The 19,658-nt window shown below is 66.3% G+C and carries 17 protein-coding genes; 6 read left to right on the top strand and 11 right to left on the bottom strand.

All coding sequences use genetic code 11. The features are described from left to right. Positions 1-58 precede the first annotated feature (58 nt). The 6 genes from EF294_RS22730 to EF294_RS13705 all read right to left on the bottom strand — a co-directional run bounded on the left by EF294_RS22730 (position 59) and on the right by EF294_RS13705 (position 4,908). Positions 59-298 carry a hypothetical protein gene (locus EF294_RS22730; protein ID WP_425459433.1) on the bottom strand — a complete coding sequence of 80 codons (240 nt, stop codon included), beginning with the start codon at positions 296-298 and terminating at the stop codon, positions 59-61. Between the two features lie 543 nt (positions 299-841). Then, positions 842-1,621, bottom strand: a complete 780-nt coding sequence (locus EF294_RS13685) for an ABC transporter permease (RefSeq protein WP_123930957.1) — start codon at positions 1,619-1,621, stop codon at positions 842-844. Further along, positions 1,618-2,739: an ABC transporter ATP-binding protein gene (locus EF294_RS13690; RefSeq protein WP_123930960.1), complete on the bottom strand. Its 1,122-nt coding sequence runs from the start codon at positions 2,737-2,739 to the stop codon at positions 1,618-1,620. Before EF294_RS13690 ends, EF294_RS13685 begins: the two co-directional genes overlap by 4 nt. A 72-nt stretch (positions 2,740-2,811) precedes the next feature. Beyond that, complete coding sequence (gene thiG / locus EF294_RS13695) at positions 2,812-3,609, bottom strand: thiazole synthase (protein WP_281276007.1); 798 nt, start codon at positions 3,607-3,609, stop codon at positions 2,812-2,814. Beyond that, the gene (gene thiS / locus EF294_RS13700; RefSeq protein WP_123930963.1) at positions 3,602-3,799 is read right to left on the bottom strand and encodes a sulfur carrier protein ThiS; all 198 of its coding nucleotides are present in this window, start codon (positions 3,797-3,799) and stop codon (positions 3,602-3,604) included. Before thiS ends, thiG begins: the two co-directional genes overlap by 8 nt. After that, complete coding sequence (locus tag EF294_RS13705; RefSeq protein ID WP_123930966.1) at positions 3,796-4,908, bottom strand: FAD-dependent oxidoreductase; 1,113 nt, start codon at positions 4,906-4,908, stop codon at positions 3,796-3,798. The genes thiS and EF294_RS13705 overlap by 4 nt, the downstream gene beginning before the upstream one ends. A 177-nt stretch (positions 4,909-5,085) precedes the next feature. Here EF294_RS13705 and thiE point away from each other — a divergent pair, with 177 nt between their 5' ends. Further along, on the top strand, positions 5,086-5,787 hold the full coding sequence (gene thiE, locus EF294_RS13710) for a thiamine phosphate synthase (RefSeq protein WP_123930969.1): 702 nt from the start codon (positions 5,086-5,088) through the stop codon (positions 5,785-5,787). 329 nt (positions 5,788-6,116) lie between these two features. Continuing rightward, positions 6,117-6,485, top strand: coding sequence for a hypothetical protein (locus EF294_RS13715; protein WP_123930972.1), 369 nt, complete (start codon positions 6,117-6,119; stop codon positions 6,483-6,485). Positions 6,486-6,500: 15 nt separating this feature from the next. Here EF294_RS13715 and EF294_RS13720 read toward each other — a convergent pair whose 3' ends face one another. Next, positions 6,501-6,983 (bottom strand): NUDIX hydrolase, encoded by a 483-nt coding sequence (locus EF294_RS13720; protein WP_123930975.1) that lies wholly within the window; start codon positions 6,981-6,983, stop codon positions 6,501-6,503. Between the two features lie 264 nt (positions 6,984-7,247). On the opposite strand from EF294_RS13720, the gene EF294_RS13725 reads away from it, so the two are divergent. The 4 genes from EF294_RS13725 to EF294_RS13740 all read left to right on the top strand — a co-directional run bounded on the left by EF294_RS13725 (position 7,248) and on the right by EF294_RS13740 (position 13,942). Beyond that, entirely contained in the window at positions 7,248-8,693 is a 1,446-nt protein-coding gene (locus tag EF294_RS13725) for a hypothetical protein (RefSeq protein WP_185091085.1), read from the top strand. Then, positions 8,690-9,688: a glutamate ABC transporter substrate-binding protein gene (locus EF294_RS13730; protein WP_123930981.1), complete on the top strand. Its 999-nt coding sequence runs from the start codon at positions 8,690-8,692 to the stop codon at positions 9,686-9,688. The genes EF294_RS13725 and EF294_RS13730 overlap by 4 nt, the downstream gene beginning before the upstream one ends. Before the next feature lie 6 nt (positions 9,689-9,694). After that, on the top strand, positions 9,695-12,202 hold the full coding sequence (locus EF294_RS13735) for a serine/threonine-protein kinase PknG (RefSeq protein ID WP_123930984.1): 2,508 nt from the start codon (positions 9,695-9,697) through the stop codon (positions 12,200-12,202). A 450-nt stretch (positions 12,203-12,652) separates the two neighbouring features. Continuing rightward, positions 12,653-13,942, top strand: a complete 1,290-nt coding sequence (locus EF294_RS13740; RefSeq protein ID WP_123930987.1) for an HNH endonuclease — start codon at positions 12,653-12,655, stop codon at positions 13,940-13,942. A 192-nt stretch (positions 13,943-14,134) separates the two neighbouring features. Here EF294_RS13740 and EF294_RS13745 read toward each other — a convergent pair whose 3' ends face one another. Genes EF294_RS13745 through pta form a run of 4 tightly spaced genes read right to left on the bottom strand, consistent with a single transcriptional unit; the run spans position 14,135 to position 19,634 of the window. Next, complete coding sequence (locus EF294_RS13745) at positions 14,135-15,631, bottom strand: flavin-containing monooxygenase (RefSeq protein ID WP_123930989.1); 1,497 nt, start codon at positions 15,629-15,631, stop codon at positions 14,135-14,137. Then, positions 15,628-16,212, bottom strand: a complete 585-nt coding sequence (locus EF294_RS13750; protein WP_123930992.1) for a TetR/AcrR family transcriptional regulator — start codon at positions 16,210-16,212, stop codon at positions 15,628-15,630. The genes EF294_RS13745 and EF294_RS13750 overlap by 4 nt, the downstream gene beginning before the upstream one ends. A 54-nt stretch (positions 16,213-16,266) precedes the next feature. Beyond that, on the bottom strand, positions 16,267-17,478 hold the full coding sequence (locus EF294_RS13755; protein ID WP_123930995.1) for an acetate kinase: 1,212 nt from the start codon (positions 17,476-17,478) through the stop codon (positions 16,267-16,269). Beyond that, a complete protein-coding gene (gene pta / locus EF294_RS13760; RefSeq protein WP_123930998.1) occupies positions 17,475-19,634 on the bottom strand; it encodes a phosphate acetyltransferase in 2,160 nt (719 codons plus the stop codon). Before pta ends, EF294_RS13755 begins: the two co-directional genes overlap by 4 nt. Positions 19,635-19,658 lie beyond the last annotated feature (24 nt).

Here is a 19,658-nt window from a genome sequence, read left to right on the forward strand (position 1 = left end):
ACGCTCCACACCGACCGGCCGGTGGAATGGCACAACCGACGCAACCGGCAAGTGATCGTCACCCACCCACGATGACGAGGTTTCCCAGTGGGCTGAAACCTGCTTGTTGGACATGGACGAGGATGCGACCGTCGCCGACCGGGTGGCGGACGCCGACATCGAGTTCGCGGCCCTCCCGCTCGATGCGCACGAGCCCGTCGATCTCGGCCTGCTCGACCGACTCCTCCCCGGCACTCTCGGTCAGCACGTCAAGGTTCAGCGGTTCGCACAGGCTGAGATACGTCAGCGCGGTCAGCACCGCCTCCTATCGCGGCGCGCCCGCGCGACTTGCCCATGCCGTTGACCTGACGCCGAGTGTTTGCCCGGCGCGCACCGTCGACGAGACTCTGCAGGAGTAGCGCGTTGCGTCCCGACGCCGCCCACATCTGATCGGCCGAGTGCTCCTCGAGCCGGCCACGAAGGTCCGCCTGCACCAAATCCACACTCTGCCCTTTGGCGAACGGCGACAAGGTGATCGGTAGTAGATGGGTGATCCTTGCACCGCGACGTCAGCGCGTCCGGGACGGACTCACCGCTGCGACCGGTCGCCGCGATGTTTACCGCGCGGTCGATGGCGAGCAACGAATCGCGGGCCGCCGTAAGACTGGTGACCGGATCGCTCGCCGTCGCCGGGCCGAGTAGGTGGGCGACGACACCGAGCGGACCGATTCGATCCCGGCCATGACGTGCCGCGCGAGCGTTGTCATGCCGACACCGGTTCGCCGTGTGGGTGGTGCAGTCTTCGTATCAGCCACAACACAGCTCGTATGCGCTGTTCGGCGGCCGCGGACGCCGTGACGGTTCACGCGTCGCGTTGGTTCGCCAACCACACCCCGGCGACGAAGACCACCACTGCCCACACCGCGAAGTACACCAGCGAGACACCGGAATTCCAGTGATAGTCATCGCCTACGGTGGCTCCGGACAGGAAGCGCGAGCCGTTGGCGAACGGCAGGAACGGCCCGAACCAGTCCTTCACCTTGGGCACCGCGCCGAGGATGGTCTCGACGACGAGCATCCACACCAGCACAATCGAGATCGCGCCCGCCGTCTGCCGCACCAGCGCACCGACCCCCATCGACAGCAGCACGCACAGCGCCGCGTACACGGGTATGCCCCAGATCTGCCGGATGACGGTGGCATCACCGAATCCGAAACCCCCGATGCCCACGACCAGCATGCCCACACAGATGAGGGTGAGGATCAGCATCGTGACGAACGTCAGCGTCACGTACACCGCCGCCTTCGCGAGCAAGGCCGAGATGCGCTTGGGCACCGCAAGGAACGTCGTGCGGATCGTCGAGAAACGATATTCGCTGGTGATACCGATGACGGACATGATCATCAGAACGATGACGGCGAACTGATTGAGCCCGAGGAGGGCGACGGTCAGCGCGGAGCCATCGACACCGCCCGAGGCCGATGTGGCGGTGTCCGGTGCGGCCGTCTCGTTGACACTCCCGGCCAGAGCCGCGAACAGTCCGGTGACGCCAAGGCTGAGGATCACCACGAGGCCCAAGCACCAGTAAGGCGAGCGGATGGAGGTGAGCTTGATCTGTTCAGCGCGCAACAACTCGATCATCGGTGTCCCCCGTCCGCAGGACCCTGCTGCTGGTGACCACCAGGGGGCGGGTGTTGGCCCGGCGGGTACTGCCCGGGCGGGTACTGCCCGGGCGGGTTTTGGCCCGGCGGGTACTGCCCGGGCGGGTACTGGCCGGGCGGGTACTGCCCGGGCGGACCCCACCGGCCCGGCTGACCGGGCGCAGACGCGGGCACACCCGAATGCTCATTGCCGCCGTGGTACTCCACGGCGTGGGCGGTCATCGCCATGAACGCCTCCTCCAGCGAGGCGGTGTGCGCGACGAGTTCATGCACGGTGACGCCCGCGGCCGCGGCGACGTCACCGACTTGATCGGTGGTGACGTCGTCGAGAGCGATCACCGGCCGCCCCTGCTGGTCCCGCTCAGGGCGCGGCGACAGTCCGGCCGAGACCAATGCGGAGTGAAGCTGTTCGGGTTGCGGGGTCCGGACCCGCACCCCAGTGCGAGCCGACGCGGTGAAGTCCGACACCGAACTGTCGGCGATCAATCTCCCCTGACCGATCACCACCAACCGTTCGGCGGTCAGGGACATCTCGGTGAGCAGGTGACTCGACACGAGGACCGTACGACCCTCGGCGGCCAGGGATTTCATGAAGTTGCGAATCCAGACGATGCCCTCGGGGTCGAGCCCGTTGACCGGCTCGTCGAACAGCAGGGTGTGCGGATCACCGAGCAGCGCACCGGCCAGCCCGAGCCGCTGCGACATACCCAACGAGAAGCCGCCGGCACGTTTGCGGGCCACCTGCGTCAGGCCGACGGTCTCGAGCACCTCGTCGGCCCGCGTTGCGGGGATCCCGTTGCTCGCGGCCAGCCACCGCAGATGCGAGCGCGCACTTCGGTTGGGGTGCACCCATTTCGCGTCCAGCAGCGCGCCGACCTGACGCAGCGGATGATCAAGCTCGCGGTAGGGCTTGCCGTTGATGATGGCGCGGCCAGATGTCGGCCGGTCCAGTCCCAGCATCATCCGCATCGTGGTGGACTTCCCGGCACCGTTCGGGCCGAGGAAGCCGGTGACGACCCCCGGACGAACCTCGAACGACAGGTTGTCGACGGCACGGACGTTGCCGAAGTCCTTGGTGAGGTTCTCAACACTCAGCATGCCGACGACACTACACACCGTGCGGAACCGCAGACCTGCCATCGAATGACCCCGCACCATCGGGTGGCTCCCTCAGAGATCCGGCGACGAGGCCAACGCCCATCGCCGACGGGGAATCCGGCCCGCAGTGGCGGCCAATCGCCCGGCCGTGACCGCATGCCGCATCGCCGCCGCCATCCGCTCGGAATTGTCGGCGCGCGTCACCGCGGACGCTAGAAGGACTGCATCACAGCCAATTTCCATCGCCAACGCGGCGTCACTGGCCGTGCCGATACCGGCGTCGAGGATCACCGGCACCCCAGCGGCCGACACGATCATCTCGATGTTGTGCGGGTTACCGATTCCCAGCCCCGTGCCGATGGGCGACCCCAGCGGCATCACCGCGGCGACTCCGAGATCCTCGAGTCGCGCCGCGAGGACGGGATCGTCGTTGCTGTAGGCGAGTACCGTGAAGCCGTCATCGACCAACTGCGCTGCGCCGTGGAGCAGTTCGACGGGGTCAGGGAGCAGGGTACGGTCGTCGGCGACCACCTCGAGCTTGACCCACGACGTCTCCAGCGCCTCCCGGGCGAGTTGCGCGGTCAGGACCGCCTCGGCCGCGGTGCGGCTGCCCGCGGTGTTCGGCAGGGGCGCGATCCCCAGGCGCCGCAATACATCCAAGACGCCGGTCGTGCTGCCGGCGGCGACCCGCCGCATCGCAACGGTAGTCAGCTCGGTACCGGAGGCCACCAGCGCGCGCGAGAGCACGTCGAGGCTGCTCGCCCCGCCCGTGCCCATGATCAGTCGGGACGTGAACTCGCGGTCGGCGATCCGCAGGATGTCGGTGTCGGGTGAGTCATCGACGGGTGGTACCCGGGTGATGCTAGCCACCTTGCACCGCCGTCACAATCTCCACGGCGGCACCGTCATCGAGGACAGTGTCCCACCGACTGCGCGGGACCACCATGCCGTCGATGGCCACCGCAATTCCCTTGTCCGGCAAACCCATCGTTGTCAGTAGGTCGCGCACCGAGCCACCCCGGCCAAGCTGGCTGTCGGTACCGTTGACCGTGATCGTCATGTCACATTCCTCTCCACGCCCACACCGACGAGCACCCCGTCGTCGGTGAGCAACTGCATGAACATCTCGGAGGTGTACGGCGCCAAGATGATTCCATTGCGCCCGTGGCCACCGGCGACGACGATCCGCTCGTCGAGTCGTTCGACGAGCGGTACACCATCGGCTGAACACGGACGAAATCCCGCTGCCACCTCGACGAGCGCATAGTCGCGAGCACCGGGGAAGACCTCGATCGCATCCGCGAGCAACTCGGCGACGCCGCCGGCCTGCGGCGTCGCCAAACCCGAGCGCCATTCATCCATATCGCCCTCGTATTGGGTTGCGCCAACCACAATTCCGTCGTGACGGGGCACCAGATACACCATGCGCCCGTCGACCCGCGCCCGGATCACATGGCGTGGAGGTGGCACCGTCATGCGGTCGGCGCGCAGCCGCAGCACCTCCCCCTTGGCGAGATGGACAGGGGCGGCCGGCCACAGATCCGCCAAGCCGGCGCCCGCCGCGAGCAAGATCTGATCGGCGTCGTCGAGGTCGGCGAGATGGGCCACCTCACGCCTGGTGATCCGGCCACCGGCCGCGACCAAAGCAGACTCGAGAGCAGCGATCAGTCGCCGATTGTCCACAGCCCCTTCACCTCTCGCGAGGTAGCCACCCCGCACCCGCGCGCCGATCGCCCGTTCCCGCACCCGGACTCCGGCGGCGTCGATGCGGCTGAGTCGATCCACGGCGTGCGGATGCGTCGACCACACGAAGTCGGCGAGTTGGGTCAGGTAGGCCGCGTCGGCGGTGGTCGTCGCGACGAAGAGTGAGTCGGCGGCGGTGGCGATCCGCGGGTCACCGAGTCGCTCGATGAACGCCGGCCATAGGCGGGCCGACCGCTCGGAGATCGCGAACAACGCATCCTCACCGGGGCGCCCCTCGCCGAGGGAGCCCAGCATCCCGCCGGCCACCCACGCCGCGCACCGGTTCCGGCCGGCGTCGACGACCTTGACCTGCCAGCCTGCATCGGCGGCAGCAAGTGCGCAGGTCAACCCGATGATTCCGCCGCCGACGACGGCGAGGGTGCGGCGTGCGCCGCCCACGGTGTCCGTGCGGCCGGCGGGGTTCATGCTCGGATACCCATGCTCTGCAGTCCTTCCTTCGCCGGCATGATCCGGATCAGGTGTGACGGTCAGCGGGGGCGTCCCGCACTCTCAGCCCGGCGTACCCCGGACTCCCGTGTCGTGTCCTCCACCCTAACAGCGCTGCGATGGGTGCGGGTACGCCCGTGCCCTAGCCTGTGAGACATGCCCCGAGAGAACCGGATAGCGCGTGACGGCGCCACCACCGACGACCCGCGGCGGGCGCGTCTGCGTGCCGCGCGGCTCTACCTGTGCACCGACGCCCGACGCGAACGCGGAGATCTGTTGGAGTTCGTCGACGCCGCCCTGGCCGGTGGTGTCGACCTCATCCAGTTGCGCGACAAGGGATCTGCTGGCGAACGGGAATTCGGGGCGCTCGAGGCGGGTGAGGAGTTGGCGATCCTGGCGGCGATGCGCGAGGTCGTCGAGGCTCATGGGGCGTTGCTGTCGGTCAACGATCGCGCCGACATCGCGCTGGTCGCCGGCGCCGACGTCGTACATCTCGGCCAGGGTGATCTACTGCCCGAGCAGGCTCGGCGCATCGTCGGCGACGACGTGATCATCGGGGTCTCCACCCACGATCCCGACCAAGCCCGCGCGGCGATCGCCGACGACGCGGTCGACTATTTCTGCGTCGGTCCGTGCTGGCCGACCCCGACCAAACCCGGACGATCTGCTACCGGGCTCGGTCTGGTGCGCCAGGTCGCAGGTGTCTCCAAGCCGTGGTTCGCCATCGGCGGCATCGACTCCGCGCGGCTGCCCGAGGTCCGCGCGGCCGGGGCCCGGCGCGCGGTGGTGGTGCGCGCGATCACCGCCGCCGACGACCCGACAGCCGCTGCCGCGCAGCTGCGCGGCAGTCTGACGTAGACCGCACCGCACACCTGTGCCGCCCGCGCACACCCGGAACCCCTTGCCCGCCGGCGTGCGGCAGCGTTAGGGTGGCCCATCATGTCCACACGAATCGCGCTCGTAGCCCGCCGCAGCGGGGTCTGATCTGACCGACCCCCCGCTGCGGGGTCGTTGCGAGTTTTCGTCGGTCATCTTCTCTTTGACCGAAACGATGATTCACGATGCATAGCCGTCACCTTTTCCCCGCACCCTGTTCCTGTACCGAGTCGCGCGCTGCCGCGGGTCCGCGTTCCCGCAGCCCGCTCACGACACGACTCCCCCGAGGTATCCGTGAGGAGGCAGACGGCATGACCTGGCAGGAATTCACCGAGCTGTACGCCGACACCGGCACGATCCGGCTCGGCTCGCTCTCGATCACCCCCGCACCGGCCGACATGATCGAATGCCGCGCGACGATGGCCGTCGCCGACCGCATCATGTCGATGTCGGCCACCGCCACCGGACCAGTCGGTGCGATGACCTCGATCCTGCACGAACTCGGCGCCTCGGTGTCGATCGTCTCGCTGCACCAGCGCCCCACCGATCGCGGGTTCGCGGCGTTCCTGCTGTGCGAGCGTGACGACCGGCAGTGCTGGGCCTACGGCGACGGCGCAACCGGCGACGAGGCCAATGTCAACGCCCTGATCGCCGGCGCCAACCGGCTGCTGCCCCGGTAGGCAATCGAGGCCCGTTCAGTTCTGGGGATCGAGCGCGGCAATCCGGTCCCGCAGGCCGGGCCAGGCCTCACCGAACGCGGGATGCAGCGGCAGCCCGTCGACGTCGGCCTCGTCGACCCAGCGCAGTTCCGCCGATTCGCTATTCGGGACGGTCCGAACGGCTTCGTCGATGTCGGCGATGACGGTGGTGTACGTCCAACCGCCCTTGGCCCGGTGGGTGACCAACGCCGCGACGACCTCGACGTCGGCGGAGTCGAGACCTGCTTCTTCCTGCGCTTCGCGCAGCGCGGTGTCGATGGCACTCTCGTGCGAGTCGCGCGCACCACCGGGCAGTCCCCACGTGCCGCCCTCGTGCGACCACACCGCGCGATGTTGCAGCAATATCAGTGTGCGGCCGTCAGGTTGCAGGGTGCGCAGCAGCAATCCGGCCGCCCCGTTGACACCCCAATACCGTGACCCATCGGTGTCGATGACCCAGCCGTCCCCGTCTCCACGCACCGCGACTCCTGACGCCGACCGGCGATCCGGGCTCTCCGGGATTCGCCGCCAACCTCCACCGTATGTGAGTGGGGCCACTACGGCCAGGTTCGCCGAAACACCACCGCGTGGTGAGGCGCAGGTCACGTACGCGCGGCTAGGGTGGAAACAGACCGGCACCGAAGCAGCGATAAGGCCCCTGGGGGCCACGTTGTCGCTTCGGAAGGGGATGCCGGGGCGAGGGGCAACGACACGTGCGACCGACGAGCCAGAAGGGATCGTGTGGTGACCGGCCAGGCATCTCCCGTGCGGACGGTGCTCACCCGTGCGGGCAAGACCATCCGGCCCACTGCGTCGTCGCCACCGATCCGTCAAGTTCTCGCCGACCGCCGGGAGCTGATGTCGCTGGGCCGCACGCGAACCCGATCACCGCTGGCCACGGTGCACCATTATGCGGGTACGACACCCGGGAAGCTGGTCATGATCGGGGTGGTGCTCGTACTCGCCATCCTGAGCGTGGGCTGGTACGGGTCCACCGTGCTGCAGGATCGCACCAACGCGTTGAAGAGCACGATCGACCAGGGCGAACCGCTCGCCGAGGCCTCACAGGTTCTCTACAGTTCGCTGTCGATCGCCGACGCCTCGGCCAACTCGGCCTTCATCTCCGGCGGTCTGGAGTCCCCCGACCTGCGTAGTCGCTATTCGAATGCGCTGGCCACCGCGTCGGCGTCGTTGATGAAGGCCGCCGGCACCTCCGGGGCGCCCGGCGAAAACACCGACGACGACGATCGTGCGGTCAACGCCGACCTGCAGACCCTGGCGACGACGATCCCCGTCTACAGCGGGCTCATCGAGACCGCACGCACCAACAACCGGCTGGGCAACTCGGTGGGCAGCGCCTATCTCGGGCAAGCGTCGGCGTTGATGCACGATCAGATCCTGCCCGCGGCGCAGCGCCTCTACGACCGCCGATTCGACGCCATCGCCGATCCCCAACGCACCCTGACCATCCCCCCCTATGGGGTGTATTTCGGGTTGCTGGTCCTCGCGCTCTCGCTGATCGGTACGTCGCGGTTCCTCACCACCCGCACCCGCCGCCGGTTCAACATCGGGGTGGTTGCCGCGCTGATCGCGATTCTCGGCGGACTGGTCTGGCTGTTGGTGTCGGGGCTGGCGTCGGTGGCGGCCACCAATTCGGCGAAAACCGACGGTGCCGCCCTCCTGCGGCAACTGACCGAGGCCCGCATCCTCACGCAACAGGCGCGTTCGGCCGAGACCCTGTCGCTGGTGCAGCGCACCGATCAGTCCGATCTCGATCAGAGCTTCTCCGGCGCCACCGGCGGCATCAGCACGATCCTCGCCGACCTCGGTGGGCAGACGAGTTCGGACGACGGCGCGTTGACCACCACCCAGGTGCGGTCCATCACGACGGCCCTCGATCAGTGGCGCGAGTCCGACCGGCAGACGCGCGCGGCCATCGAGCGCGGCGACTTCACTCAGGCCCGAACACTCACCGTCGGCGCGGACCCGCAGAGCACCGCGAGCAGTTACGCCGCGGTCGACTCATCCCTCACCGACGCCATCACCACCACCCGGACGTCGTTTCGCGACGACATCAACACCGCCCAGCGGGTCATCGGATACACCGGGTCGGGGATTCTGGTGTTGACCATATTCGCTGCCGTGGCACTGGCCCTCGGCCTGGTGCCACGGGTCCGGGAGTACCGATGAGGCGCCGGGTAGTCCACGGTCGCGGTGACGTCGTCGCGGCCGTGCTGCTCGCGTGCGGCCTGCTCACCACCGGTTGCGTCACCTTCACCGCGCCTGACTCGCCACCACCCGCGGCGCAGGCCATCGCCCCGACCCCACCGGGTGCGGAGACCGAGACCACCACCGAACCGGCCCCCGACGCCGACGCCTGCAACGCGACGGCCAGCCTGCGACCGCCCGATCCGATGCCGGAACCCAAACAGATGCCGCCGGGCAGCGCCATGGCAGCAATCGCGGCGCGCGGACGACTCATCGTCGGCACCGACATCGGCTCCAATCCGTTCAGCTTCCGTGACCCGATCTCCGGCGACCTGCAGGGTTTCGACGTCGACCTCGCACGCGAGGTATCGCAGGCGATCTTCGGCGATCCCTACCGGATCGAGTTCCGGGTACTCAGTTCCAACGATCGCATCGACGCGTTGCGCGGCGGCGCGGTGGACATGGTGGTCAAGACCATGTCGATCACCTGTGACCGGTTGGCGTCGGTCAGCTTCTCGACCCCGTATTACATTGCCTCGCAGCGCATACTCGTGTTGCGCAACTCCGGGATCACCGATGTCGATGGGCTGGCCGACAAACGGGTGTGCTCGGCCCGCGGCGCCACCTCGATCGGACGGATGCAGGCCGAACAGCCACGTGCCAAGGTAATCACGGCCGTCACCTGGGCCGACTGCCTGGTGATGTTGCAGCAGGGTCAGGTCGACGCCGTCACCACCGACGACGCGATCCTCGCCGGCCTGGCCGCACAAGATCCTTGGGTGCAGATGGTGGGCCCGGGGTTTGGTTCGGAGTACTACGGCATCGGGCTCCCCCAGGGGCACGACGACATGGTGCGTTTCGTCAACGGCGTGCTCGCGCAGGCTGTGGCCGACGGTCGCTGGTATGCCATCTACAACCGGTGGCTGAGCAACATCGGCCCCGGTTACGGTCCACCACAAGCGATTTATCGGGACTGAGTGACGATGACCGAACACGACGAGCGCGCCGAGGCCGAGGTGGGCACACAACGGGTGGACCCAGCGGACCTCGATATCGGTACGCAGCGAGCCGATCAACCCGATCTCGACGTCGGCACGCAGCGAGCTGATCCGGCCGACCTCGATCCCGGCACCCAGCGGGCAGATCTCGCCGCGCTCGTCGACACGGGCATGACGTCGTCGGGTGGTCGCATGCCCCCCTCCCCGGTAACCGGCTCCACCGATCCCGTCGTACGCTCGGGGCCGGTCATCCCCACCGAGGCGCTGACCTCGGTGGGCCACGCCCGGCGCCTGGTACCCAAACGCCGGCCGCAGGTCCATGATCGGCGACTCGGTACCGGGCTGGTCGAACTGCCCAAGGTCGTCGACATCGAGCCCGCCGACGCCGTTCTGGACTTTCCGGTCATCCCGGAGGGCAAGCGCACCTGCTGGCGATGCGGGCGTCCGGTAGGTCGCAACGACGGCGAGGGCGCCGGAGATCTCGCCGGCATCTGCCCCCACTGTGGTGCCCGCTATTCGTTCGTCCCCGGTCTGGCGCCGGGGACCGTGGTCGCCGGCCAGTACGAGATCGCCGGCGCCATCGCACACGGTGGGTTGGGATGGATCTATCTCGCAATCGACCGCAACGTGTCCGACCGTCCCGTTGTCCTCAAAGGTCTTCTCAACTCCTCGGATTCGGAGGCACAACAGGTTGCGTTGGCCGAGCGGCAGTTCCTGGCATCGGTGAATCATCCCGGAATCGTCAAGATCTATAACTTCGTCGAGCACGTCACCGCCGACGACGAGCGTTTTGGCTACATCGTGATGGAGTACATCGGTGGCCAGACCCTCAAGCAGATCACCTCCACCGGAGCCGATTCCGGCGGAACGCACACGGTGATGCCGATCGAGCAGGCGATGGCCTACATCCTTGAAGTGCTACCGGCGATTGGATACCTACATTCGGTGGGCCTGGTGTACAACGACGTCAAACCCGAGAACGTCATGGTCTCCAGCGACGAGGTCAAGCTCATCGATCTGGGTGCGGTGTCGGCGATCAACGGATATGGGCACCTGTACGGCACACCGGGTTTCCAGGCTCCCGAGATCGTGCGGACCGGGCCGCAGGTGGTCACCGACATCTACAGCATCGGACGCACGCTGGCCGTACTCACCCTCGACATGCCAATGGAGAAGGGTCGGTATCTCGACGGGCTGCCCGAGCCGGAGACCACTCCGATGTTCGCCGAGAATCCGTCGTATTACCTTCTGCTACAACGTGCAACGGCCACCGACCCAGCGGAGCGATTTTCCTCGGCCGAGGAGATGACCACCCAGATGCTCAACGTGCTCCGCGAGACCGTCGCGGTGCACACCGGGGTGCCGCGGCCCTCGCTGTCGACGGTGTTCACCCCGCAGCGCTCCACTTTCGGCACCGATCTCATGCTGGCACCGGTCGACGGCTTCTTCGATCCCGATCTCGCAGCGTTCTACGATCCCGACGACATCGCCCGTGCCCTGCCCGTGCCGTTGGTCAATCCCGCCGACCCGGCTGCGGGACTTCTCAACTCGGCAGCGTTGTCCGATCCTCGACAGACCCTTGATTCCATCTATGCGGCACGGGCCGAGGGATTCTCGTCGCTACTGGGTCGACGATCGAACAATGCTCACCCGTCGCTGGAGATTGATCTGGCCGAGGCCCGCGCACACCTCGAACTCGACGACGTCGACACCGCGCTGTCAGTGCTGCAGAATGTCACCGCCCAGCATGGTGAGTCCTGGCGGGTGGACTGGTACATGGGGATCTGCGCTCTCATGAACGACGAACCCGAGCTCGCCCACGAGCGATTCACCGAAGTGCTTCAGGCAATGCCAGGTGAGGTGGCCCCGAAGCTCGCCGCCGCCGGAACCGCCGAGATCATCGGCCGTTGGCTCTCCGACGAGAAGCATCCGAGCATGGAGGAGCCCGAAGAGTCCCCCGATACGCGCATCGCCGAGATGTACGACGTGGCCGATCGGCTCTATCACGACCTGTGGTTGACCGACCACAGTATCGTCACCGCCGCTTTCGGTCTCGCACGCCTGGCTGTGGCCCGAGGCGATTTCGACGCCGCCATCGAACCGCTCGACGAAGTGCCGCCGACCAGTCGGCACTACAACACCGCTCGTGCCACCGCGATCCTCGCCCTCGTCCACGGTCGCGCCCCCGAACTCGTAGACAAACGTCAACTCGTAGAGGCGGCACGACGACTGGAGGCGATGCCGGACTCTGAACCACGGAAATCACGTCTGCAATTGATCGTCCTCGGTACCGCGATGGGGTGGATCATGGAGCACGAGGACCAGGCCGGTGAACCCGCCACTCTGCTCGGCGTTCCCTTCACCGAGCGCGGACTCCGAGCCGGTACCGAGCGCTCACTACGCAGCCTCGCCCGGCAGATGCGCAACAACCGGGACAACCGTTTTCTCCTCGTCGACCTCGCCAATTACGTTCGGCCCGATAGCCTTTTCTGATCTCGTCAGCCCGGGAGCCGACGCCGCTTCTCCCAATGGTCGAGGTGCACGGCGCCCAGGCGCCGGGCCTCGAGACCCTCTTCCCCGATGGTCGAATAGACCCACCCCACCCGGCCGTCGCGAACCCCCTCTTCCCTCGATGGTCGAGGTGCGAGCCGCGTGCGGCGAGCCTCGAGCCTCGAGCCCCGGCGAGATGGCGCTCTTCCCAACCACATCCACCGTCATACGACTTGAACGCGAGCCGAACTTGCAGGCGCCCCCAATGCAAGTCCCCCAACCACATCGAAAGCAAGACGAACAAAAGCCGCACCCTTACCACGCCGCACCGACAGAAAATCAGCGCCGAAACACGTTGTACACACGCAGAATTGATTAAGATGCCCCGTGCATCGAACACCCTGGCGAGGTACACTGGACCCATCACACCGATCAGCCACCGGGGAGGGGCCCATGATCGACACCACCACAACCCTCGGCGTCAAAGATGTTGACACCGCGGAAGTTTTCGCCGCCTTCGTCACCCAACTCAGCAACCTGCAATGGAACCCGGACATGACCGGACCCCAAGCCTTCGGCGCCATGAAACAAGTCCTGCTGTTGCGGAACCTGGTTGATCACCACGCCACCACCCTCACCGGCGAACTGGACCGGCTGGGCATCGCCGACCACAAAACCACCCGGCTGCGAGAACTGTTGATCAGCATGGGCTTCGCACCCGCCGTCGCAGGTCGGTACGTGCGGATCTCAGCCACCAGCGATATTGATCTGTTGCTCGCGCACGCCGCGGACGGGTCCATCTCCTCCGAACACACCGACGCCATCATCCGCGGGCTGGGCCACATCGACACCCGCTCCCCCGAACCCCTCGACACCGTCCAACGGTGCGAATACCTGCGGAAACTGCTGTCGCACTACTTCGCTGGTTTCACCCCCGCCGAGATCAACCTCTACGCACGGCAGTTGGGTAACGAGCTCGCCGCGGAGACTCCGGGTGGTTTACCGGCCGCCGAAGACAAGAACATCAACTCCTACGCCGACCGCATCACCGACGACGGCCGGCTGGAAATCTCGGCGAACCTCGACATCATCGCCGGCGAGAAAATCCGCACCCTGATGGAAACACTGTCCAAACCAAAGCCCCAACCCGACGGGTCCCCGGATCCGCGGACACCCGAGCAGATCTGTGCTGCCGCGTTCGAGACGATCGTCGAACTCGCGGCACAAGGATTGGCCGATACGACCTTCTCCGCGAAACCGACCAACTGCCTGTTGTGGACCTGGTCAGCCGACAACCCTGCGCTTGGCGGGGACCTGCAGAATATGGGTGCGATCACCGAGGCCACCGCGCGGATGTTGTCGTGTGACACGACGATCACCAAAATTGTCCTCGACCCGAACGGTGTACCGCTCAGTGTTGGTGAAGAGAAACGCTTCTTCACCCCCGGCCAACGCAAAGCGTTGTTGGTCCGTGACCGTGGATGTATCAAATGCGGTGCCCACGCCGGACGGTGCCAAGGACACCACCTCGTGCATTGGAGTAGGGGTGGTCCCACCAACCTCGACAACGGGTGCCTCCTCTGCACCAGCTGCCACGACGATGTGCATCACCACGGGTGGGACATCATCATGGGATTCGACCGACACCCCTGGCTGATCCCACCCGCCAGCGTCGATCCGAAACGACAATCGATACCGTCCTACCACCGACGCACCGTGCGACTCGACGACGCAGCAGCCTGACCTACGCTGCCCCACTAACTGATTCCAGCACCCGGCCGGCCGGGACCGCATCTGTTGTTTGAGAACTCCATAGTGAAATCCCACGGTGGTGACCCCCGGAGGGCGGGGTCACCACCCGATGGTCGAGGTGCGAGCCGCGTGCGGCGATCCTCGAGACCACCTGCTATGACGCTGGATTTGGACCGCAGGACGTCACGAGCGAGCCAGCGGTCCGCGGACCGGGCCGGGTACTCCGATCACGTGGTCAGCGGGGGCGAAGTGCGACATCATGCGGCGGTATGTGCCGGTGTAGGTCGGCCACATCACCGAGTTGCGGCCGGTCGAGTCGATATACCAGCTACCACAACCCCCGGAATTCCAGACGGTGCCACTCAGCTGGGCGTCGATATCGGCGACGTACGCGTCGTGTGCCGCCTCGGTGACCTCGACGGTTGGTGCGTCTACGGCTTTCAGGTGCGTCAGGGCTTGCCCGATGTAGTAGGCCTGGGCTTCGAGCATCAAGATGATCGACGAGTGACCGAGATTGGTGTTGGGTCCGTACAGCAGAAAGAGATTCGGGAAATCGGGGACCTCGACGCCACGGTAGGCGCTCGGCGAACCGTGCCACACCTCGTCGAGTCGCCGACCATCGCGTCCGACGATGACTTTCGCCAACGGCGGACTCGTCGGGGTGAAACCCGTCGCGAAAATGACGGTGTCGACGTCGAATTCGGTACCGTCGGCGCTCACCGCACCGGTCGGCGTCAGCGATGAGAGAGCACCGGTCACCCTGGTGCGCGGATGCGCCAGCGCCGGATACCACCTGTTGCTGATCAGGATTCGTTTGCAGCCGATGGTGAAGTCCGGCGTGAGTCGTCGACGCAACTCCGGATCGGTGACCTGCCGACGAAGGTGCGCCAGCGAGAGTGCACGAAACGCCCGCAGGACCCGGTGGTGGTGCGCCATCGCGAACACGTGGAACTCGTGGGTAAGCCACGTGAGCTTCCGGACGGCCCGGTGCGCTTTCGGGAATCGCCGATAGACAGCTCGCTGCATTGGTCCGATGGTGCGGTCCACACGCGGGATCACCCACGAGGGCGTGCGCTGGAACACCACGAGTTCGGCCACCTTGTCGACGATCTCGGGGGCCACCTGGATCGCCGACGCCCCGCTGCCGACCACCGCAACCCGACGGTCCGTCAGATCATGCGCGTGATTCCATGCAGCCGTGTGGAAGACGGTGCCTTCGTACTTGTCGAGCCCCGGTATCGCAGGCGTTGTCGGTGCCGACAACGCACCGGGCGCCGCGATGAGAAAGCGGGTCCGAATCGGGCCTTCCGAGGTCTCGACGATCCAGCGGTGATCATCGGAGTCCCACGTTGCGCAAAGCACTTCGCATTCGTAGCGGATCTGATCGGCGAACGCTGCGGCGACGGATTCGGCATAGTTCTTGATTTCCGCTCTGCGCCCGTAGGTGTGGGACCAGTCCGGATTGTCGGCGAACGACAACGAGTACAGCGAGGTGGGCACGTCGCAGGCGGCACCCGGATAACTGTTGTCTCGCCACACCCCACCGGGGCTCTCGGCGCGCTCGACCGCCAGCACTGCCAGATCCGGATGGTCGGTCCGCAGACGATGTAGCGCGGCGAGGCCACCGAATCCGACGCCGACGATCAGCACATCGGGTTCGGTCACAGGGTTCGTGCTCATCGGTTCAGTGCCTCCATCAACGTGGTGATCATCCGACGCGCGAACTCGCGGTCGGCGTCGGGCTCGCGCAGTAGACGTGAAATGGCCAGGCCGCGTGCCAGTTCGGCGGCCAGCTCTATCTGTTCGGTCGAATACCGGCGACCGAATACCGCGACGCCGGTGGTGACGAGTTCACTGGCGATCCGCTCCTCCACCGGGATCAGTGCTTCCCGAAGGACCGGATCGGTGCGGGCCGCCACCCACAATTCCAGTGCGGCGTAGAACAGCGGCCCGTCAAACACCTCGAGGAGCAGCGTCAGATCCTCCGCACCACCGGCGGCACGTTCGATGATCTCGTCCTTGCGTCGATCGACGAGATGGCCGATCGCAGCGACCACAAGGTCCTCGCGCGTGGGGAACTGATGCAGCAGCGCCCCGCGCGACACCCCGGCTCTGCGGTTGACCTCTTGAGTGGTCGTCGCCCCGTATCCCCGCTCGACCAGCGAGGCGACGGTCGCGTCGAGCACCTTCTCGCGCGTCGCCGCCGACCGTTGCGCCTGAGTGCGCGGCACGGTTGCAGGCGCGGCGTCGGTATCAGCCATGGCGGCGATCGTAGCCGCAAGATCAAGAACGGTCCAGCATGCCCGTAAGTTGGCTCAGAGGCGCTTCCCGACCACCTCGGCCGCCTGCCGGGCGATCGCGAGTTCCTCATTCGTCGGGACCACCAGCACCGCGACCGCACTGTCGTCGGTGGAGATCCGTCGCGCCGTCGCGCTCCGCTCCGCATTGCGGTCGGGATCGACGACAATTCCGTAGTTCTGCAATCCGGCGAGCGCATCGGCGCGGACGCCCGCAGCATTCTCCCCGACACCCGCGGTGAAGGTGATCGCGTCCACCCGACCCAGATCGATCATGTAGGCACCGATGTAGCGGCGGAGCCGGTGGATGTAGACGTCGTAGGCGAGTTTCGCGGGCACGTCGCCGCGTTCGATGCGCTCGGTGACCGACCGGAAGTCGTTGTCACCGCAGAGTCCTTTGAGACCGGAGTTCTTGTTGAGGAGGGCATCGATCTGGTCGGCGTCAAGCTGGACGACCCGATGGAGATGCAGCACCACGCCGGGATCGATGTCGCCGCTGCGGGTACCCATCACCAGCCCTTCGAGCGGCGTCATCCCCATACTGGTATCGATCGGGTGGCCACCAGCAATGGCCGACGCCGACGCACCGTTGCCCAGATGCAGAACGATCTGATGCACCTCGGACGGTTGCTTGCCCAGAAGCGGCGGCACCTGCTCGGACACGTACTGATGGCTGGTCCCATGAAACCCGTAGCGTCGGATGGCATGCTCCTCAGCCACACCGCGATCGATGGCGTAGGTCGCCGCGGCCTCGGGTAGTCCGTGAAAAAAGGCAGTATCGAAGACCGCCACCGACGGCACGTCGGGCAGCATGTCGCGTGCCGCCTCGATCCCGGTCAGATTCGCCGGATTGTGCAGGGGTGCCAGCGAGGAAATCCGGCTGATCTCGCCAATGACCTGGTCGTCGATGAGTGTCGGGTGATAAAAGGTTCGTCCGCCGTGTACCACACGGTGCCCCACCGCCGAGAGCCCCGCACTCGCGAGATCGATACCGCCCGAGGCGAACAACTGCCGCACCCGCCCAATGGCGGCGAGATGATCCGGGAGTTCGAGGGTCTCGGTGGTCTTCTCGCCGGCGTGCTCGTGAGTGATCGAACCACCGTCATCGCCGATCCGTTCAGCGATCCCCTCGGCCACCACGAACTCTGTATCAGGATGAACCAGTTGGTATTTCAGCGAGGACGAGCCCGCGTTGAGGACCAGGACCGCCCCGGCGATGTGGTCGCTCATGCGTCGTCCCGCCTCGTTGCCGCCATGTTCTGCGCCTGGATCGCGGTGATCGCCACGGTGTTGACGATGTCGTCGACCAGAGCGCCTCGGGACAGATCATTGATCGGCCGCCGAATGCCTTGCAGCACAGGTCCGATCGCAACCGCCCCGGCGCTGCGCTGAACAGCCTTGTAGGTGTTGTTCCCGGTGTTCAGATCAGGAAAGATGAGCACGGTCGCGCGTCCGGCCACCGGTGAGTCCGGCATCTTCGTCGCCGCCACCGACGGTTCGACGGCGGCGTCGTATTGAATCGGACCTTCCACCAACAATTGTGGGGCGCGCTCGCGGACCAGATCGGTGGCCACGCGCACCTTGTCGACGTCGGCACCGGTTCCCGAACTCCCCGTCGAGTACGAGAGCATGGCCACCCGCGGCTCGATGCCGAACCCGGATGCCGTTGCCGCCGAGGAGATCGCGATATCGGCGAGTTGCTCGGCGGTGGGGTCGGGCACTATCGCGCAATCACCGTAGGCGAGCACCTTGTCGGCCAGACACATGAAGAACACGCTCGAGACCGTCGAGACCCCCGGCGTCGTCTTGATCACCTCGAATGCGGGCCGGATCGTATGTGCGGTGGTGTGGGCGGCGCCGGAGACCATACCGTCGGCACGACCGGTGTAGACCAGCATCGTGCCGAAGTACGACACGTCGCGCATTCTTTCCTGCGCCTGCTCGAAGTCGACACCCTTGTTCTTGCGCAGCTCGGCGTAGATACGTGCGAACTCGTCGGTGAGCGGTGAAGTCGCGGGGTCGATGACCTCTACACCGTCGAGATCGGCCCCGAGCTCGTGCGCGCGGCGCCGTACCGACGTTTGGTCGCCGAGGATGATCAGCGACACCACCCCACGACGAAGCAATCGCCCTGCTGCGCGCAGGATTCGGTCGTCGTCACCCTCTGGCAGCACGATGCACCGACGGTCGGCGCGGGCCCGCACGATCAGCCCGTACTCGAACATCTGCGGCGTCATGATGTCCGGGGTCGGCACCTTGAGTACCGTCATCATCGCCTCGGGATCGATGTGGGTCTCCATCAATCCCAGTGCCGCCTCGATCTTGCGCGCCGACCCGGCCGCCACGCGGCCGCGAGTATTGGCCGCGGTGCGGGCGGTCTCGTAGGTTCCCTGTTCGCACATGATGATCGGCAGCGTCGACTGCAGACCGGCGACGAGCGCGTCGATCATCGGATGTGGCCGCATGCCACCGTTGAGGATGATGCCTGATAGCCGCGGAAATCCTTGTGCTGCATTCGCATTGACGAGAGCTAGCAGGACATCCGAACGGTCGGCGGGTGCGATGACCACGGTACCCTCAGACAGCCGTTCCAGGATGTGCTCGACGGTCATCCCGCCGACCATGACCTTGAGTGCTTCCCGGTCGAGGAGCTCGGGGTCGCCGCTGAACAGACTCGCCCGCAACGAATCCTTGAGTTCAGCCATCGTCGGAGCGAACAGCACCGGCTCCTCCGGCAGACACCACGTGGGCACCGAAATCCTCGACAGCTCGGTCGCCACCGCCGACATCTGTTCGGGATCGCAACGATTCGCGATCACGGCGGCCGTGGTGGCGTGGATGGCGGCAATGTCGGCGAGCAAATGCTCGGCAGCCTCCCGCACCTCCATCGGCGTGCGTCCGGAAGCGTTGAGCGCCAAGATGATCGGCGCCGCAAGATTGGCGGCGACGCGCGCGTTGTAGGCGAGTTCGGACGGGTTGCCGACGTCGGTGTAGTCCGAGCCGACGATCACCACCGCATCGCAGCGCGCCTCCACCGCGTGGAACCGGGCCACGATCTCGGCGATCGCACCGTCGGGCGCGGCGTGTACCTGGTCGTAGGTGACGCCGATGCAGTCGTCGTAGTCGATGTCGGCCGAGGCGTGCTCGATGAGCATCTCGACGAGGTAGTCGCGTTCACCCGCACCGGCCCGCGAGATGGGACGAAATACCCCAACCCGACCGCCGGTGGCACTCAACAGCGACAGCACACCGAGCGCGACGGTCGACTTCCCGGTGTCACCCTCGGCGGAGGCGATGTAGACCTTCGTGGACACCGCCGGGGTGAATACCACCGCCCGGTCGTTCGATCCGTCCTCGTCGGTGGCGGTGGTCGACTTTGCACCCATGTCCGTAACCCTAGTGGTTCTGCT

Origin of the sequence: Gordonia oryzae, from assembly GCF_003797185.1 — a bacterium.
GTDB classification, from domain to species: Bacteria; Actinomycetota; Actinomycetes; order Mycobacteriales; family Mycobacteriaceae; genus Gordonia; species Gordonia oryzae.

Bases quoted from the DNA above. Each gene is read 5' to 3' on its own strand.
- EF294_RS13685 (WP_123930957.1), bottom strand. From the start codon at position 1,621: ATGATCGAGTTGTTGCGCGCTGAACAGATCAAGCTCACCTCCATCCGC.
- EF294_RS13690 (WP_123930960.1), bottom strand. From the start codon at position 2,739: ATGCTGAGTGTTGAGAACCTCACCAAGGACTTCGGCAACGTCCGTGCC.
- thiS (WP_123930963.1), bottom strand. From the start codon at position 3,799: ATGACGATCACGGTCAACGGTACCGACAGCCAGCTTGGCCGGGGTGGC.
- EF294_RS13705 (WP_123930966.1), bottom strand. From the start codon at position 4,908: ATGAACCCCGCCGGCCGCACGGACACCGTGGGCGGCGCACGCCGCACC.
- thiE (WP_123930969.1), top strand. From the start codon at position 5,086: ATGCCCCGAGAGAACCGGATAGCGCGTGACGGCGCCACCACCGACGAC.
- EF294_RS13715 (WP_123930972.1), top strand. From the start codon at position 6,117: ATGACCTGGCAGGAATTCACCGAGCTGTACGCCGACACCGGCACGATC.
- EF294_RS13730 (WP_123930981.1), top strand. From the start codon at position 8,690: ATGAGGCGCCGGGTAGTCCACGGTCGCGGTGACGTCGTCGCGGCCGTG.
- EF294_RS13735 (WP_123930984.1), top strand. From the start codon at position 9,695: ATGACCGAACACGACGAGCGCGCCGAGGCCGAGGTGGGCACACAACGG.
- EF294_RS13740 (WP_123930987.1), top strand. From the start codon at position 12,653: ATGATCGACACCACCACAACCCTCGGCGTCAAAGATGTTGACACCGCG.
- EF294_RS13745 (WP_123930989.1), bottom strand. From the start codon at position 15,631: ATGAGCACGAACCCTGTGACCGAACCCGATGTGCTGATCGTCGGCGTC.
- EF294_RS13750 (WP_123930992.1), bottom strand. From the start codon at position 16,212: ATGGCTGATACCGACGCCGCGCCTGCAACCGTGCCGCGCACTCAGGCG.
- EF294_RS13755 (WP_123930995.1), bottom strand. From the start codon at position 17,478: ATGAGCGACCACATCGCCGGGGCGGTCCTGGTCCTCAACGCGGGCTCG.
- pta (WP_123930998.1), bottom strand. From the start codon at position 19,634: ATGGGTGCAAAGTCGACCACCGCCACCGACGAGGACGGATCGAACGAC.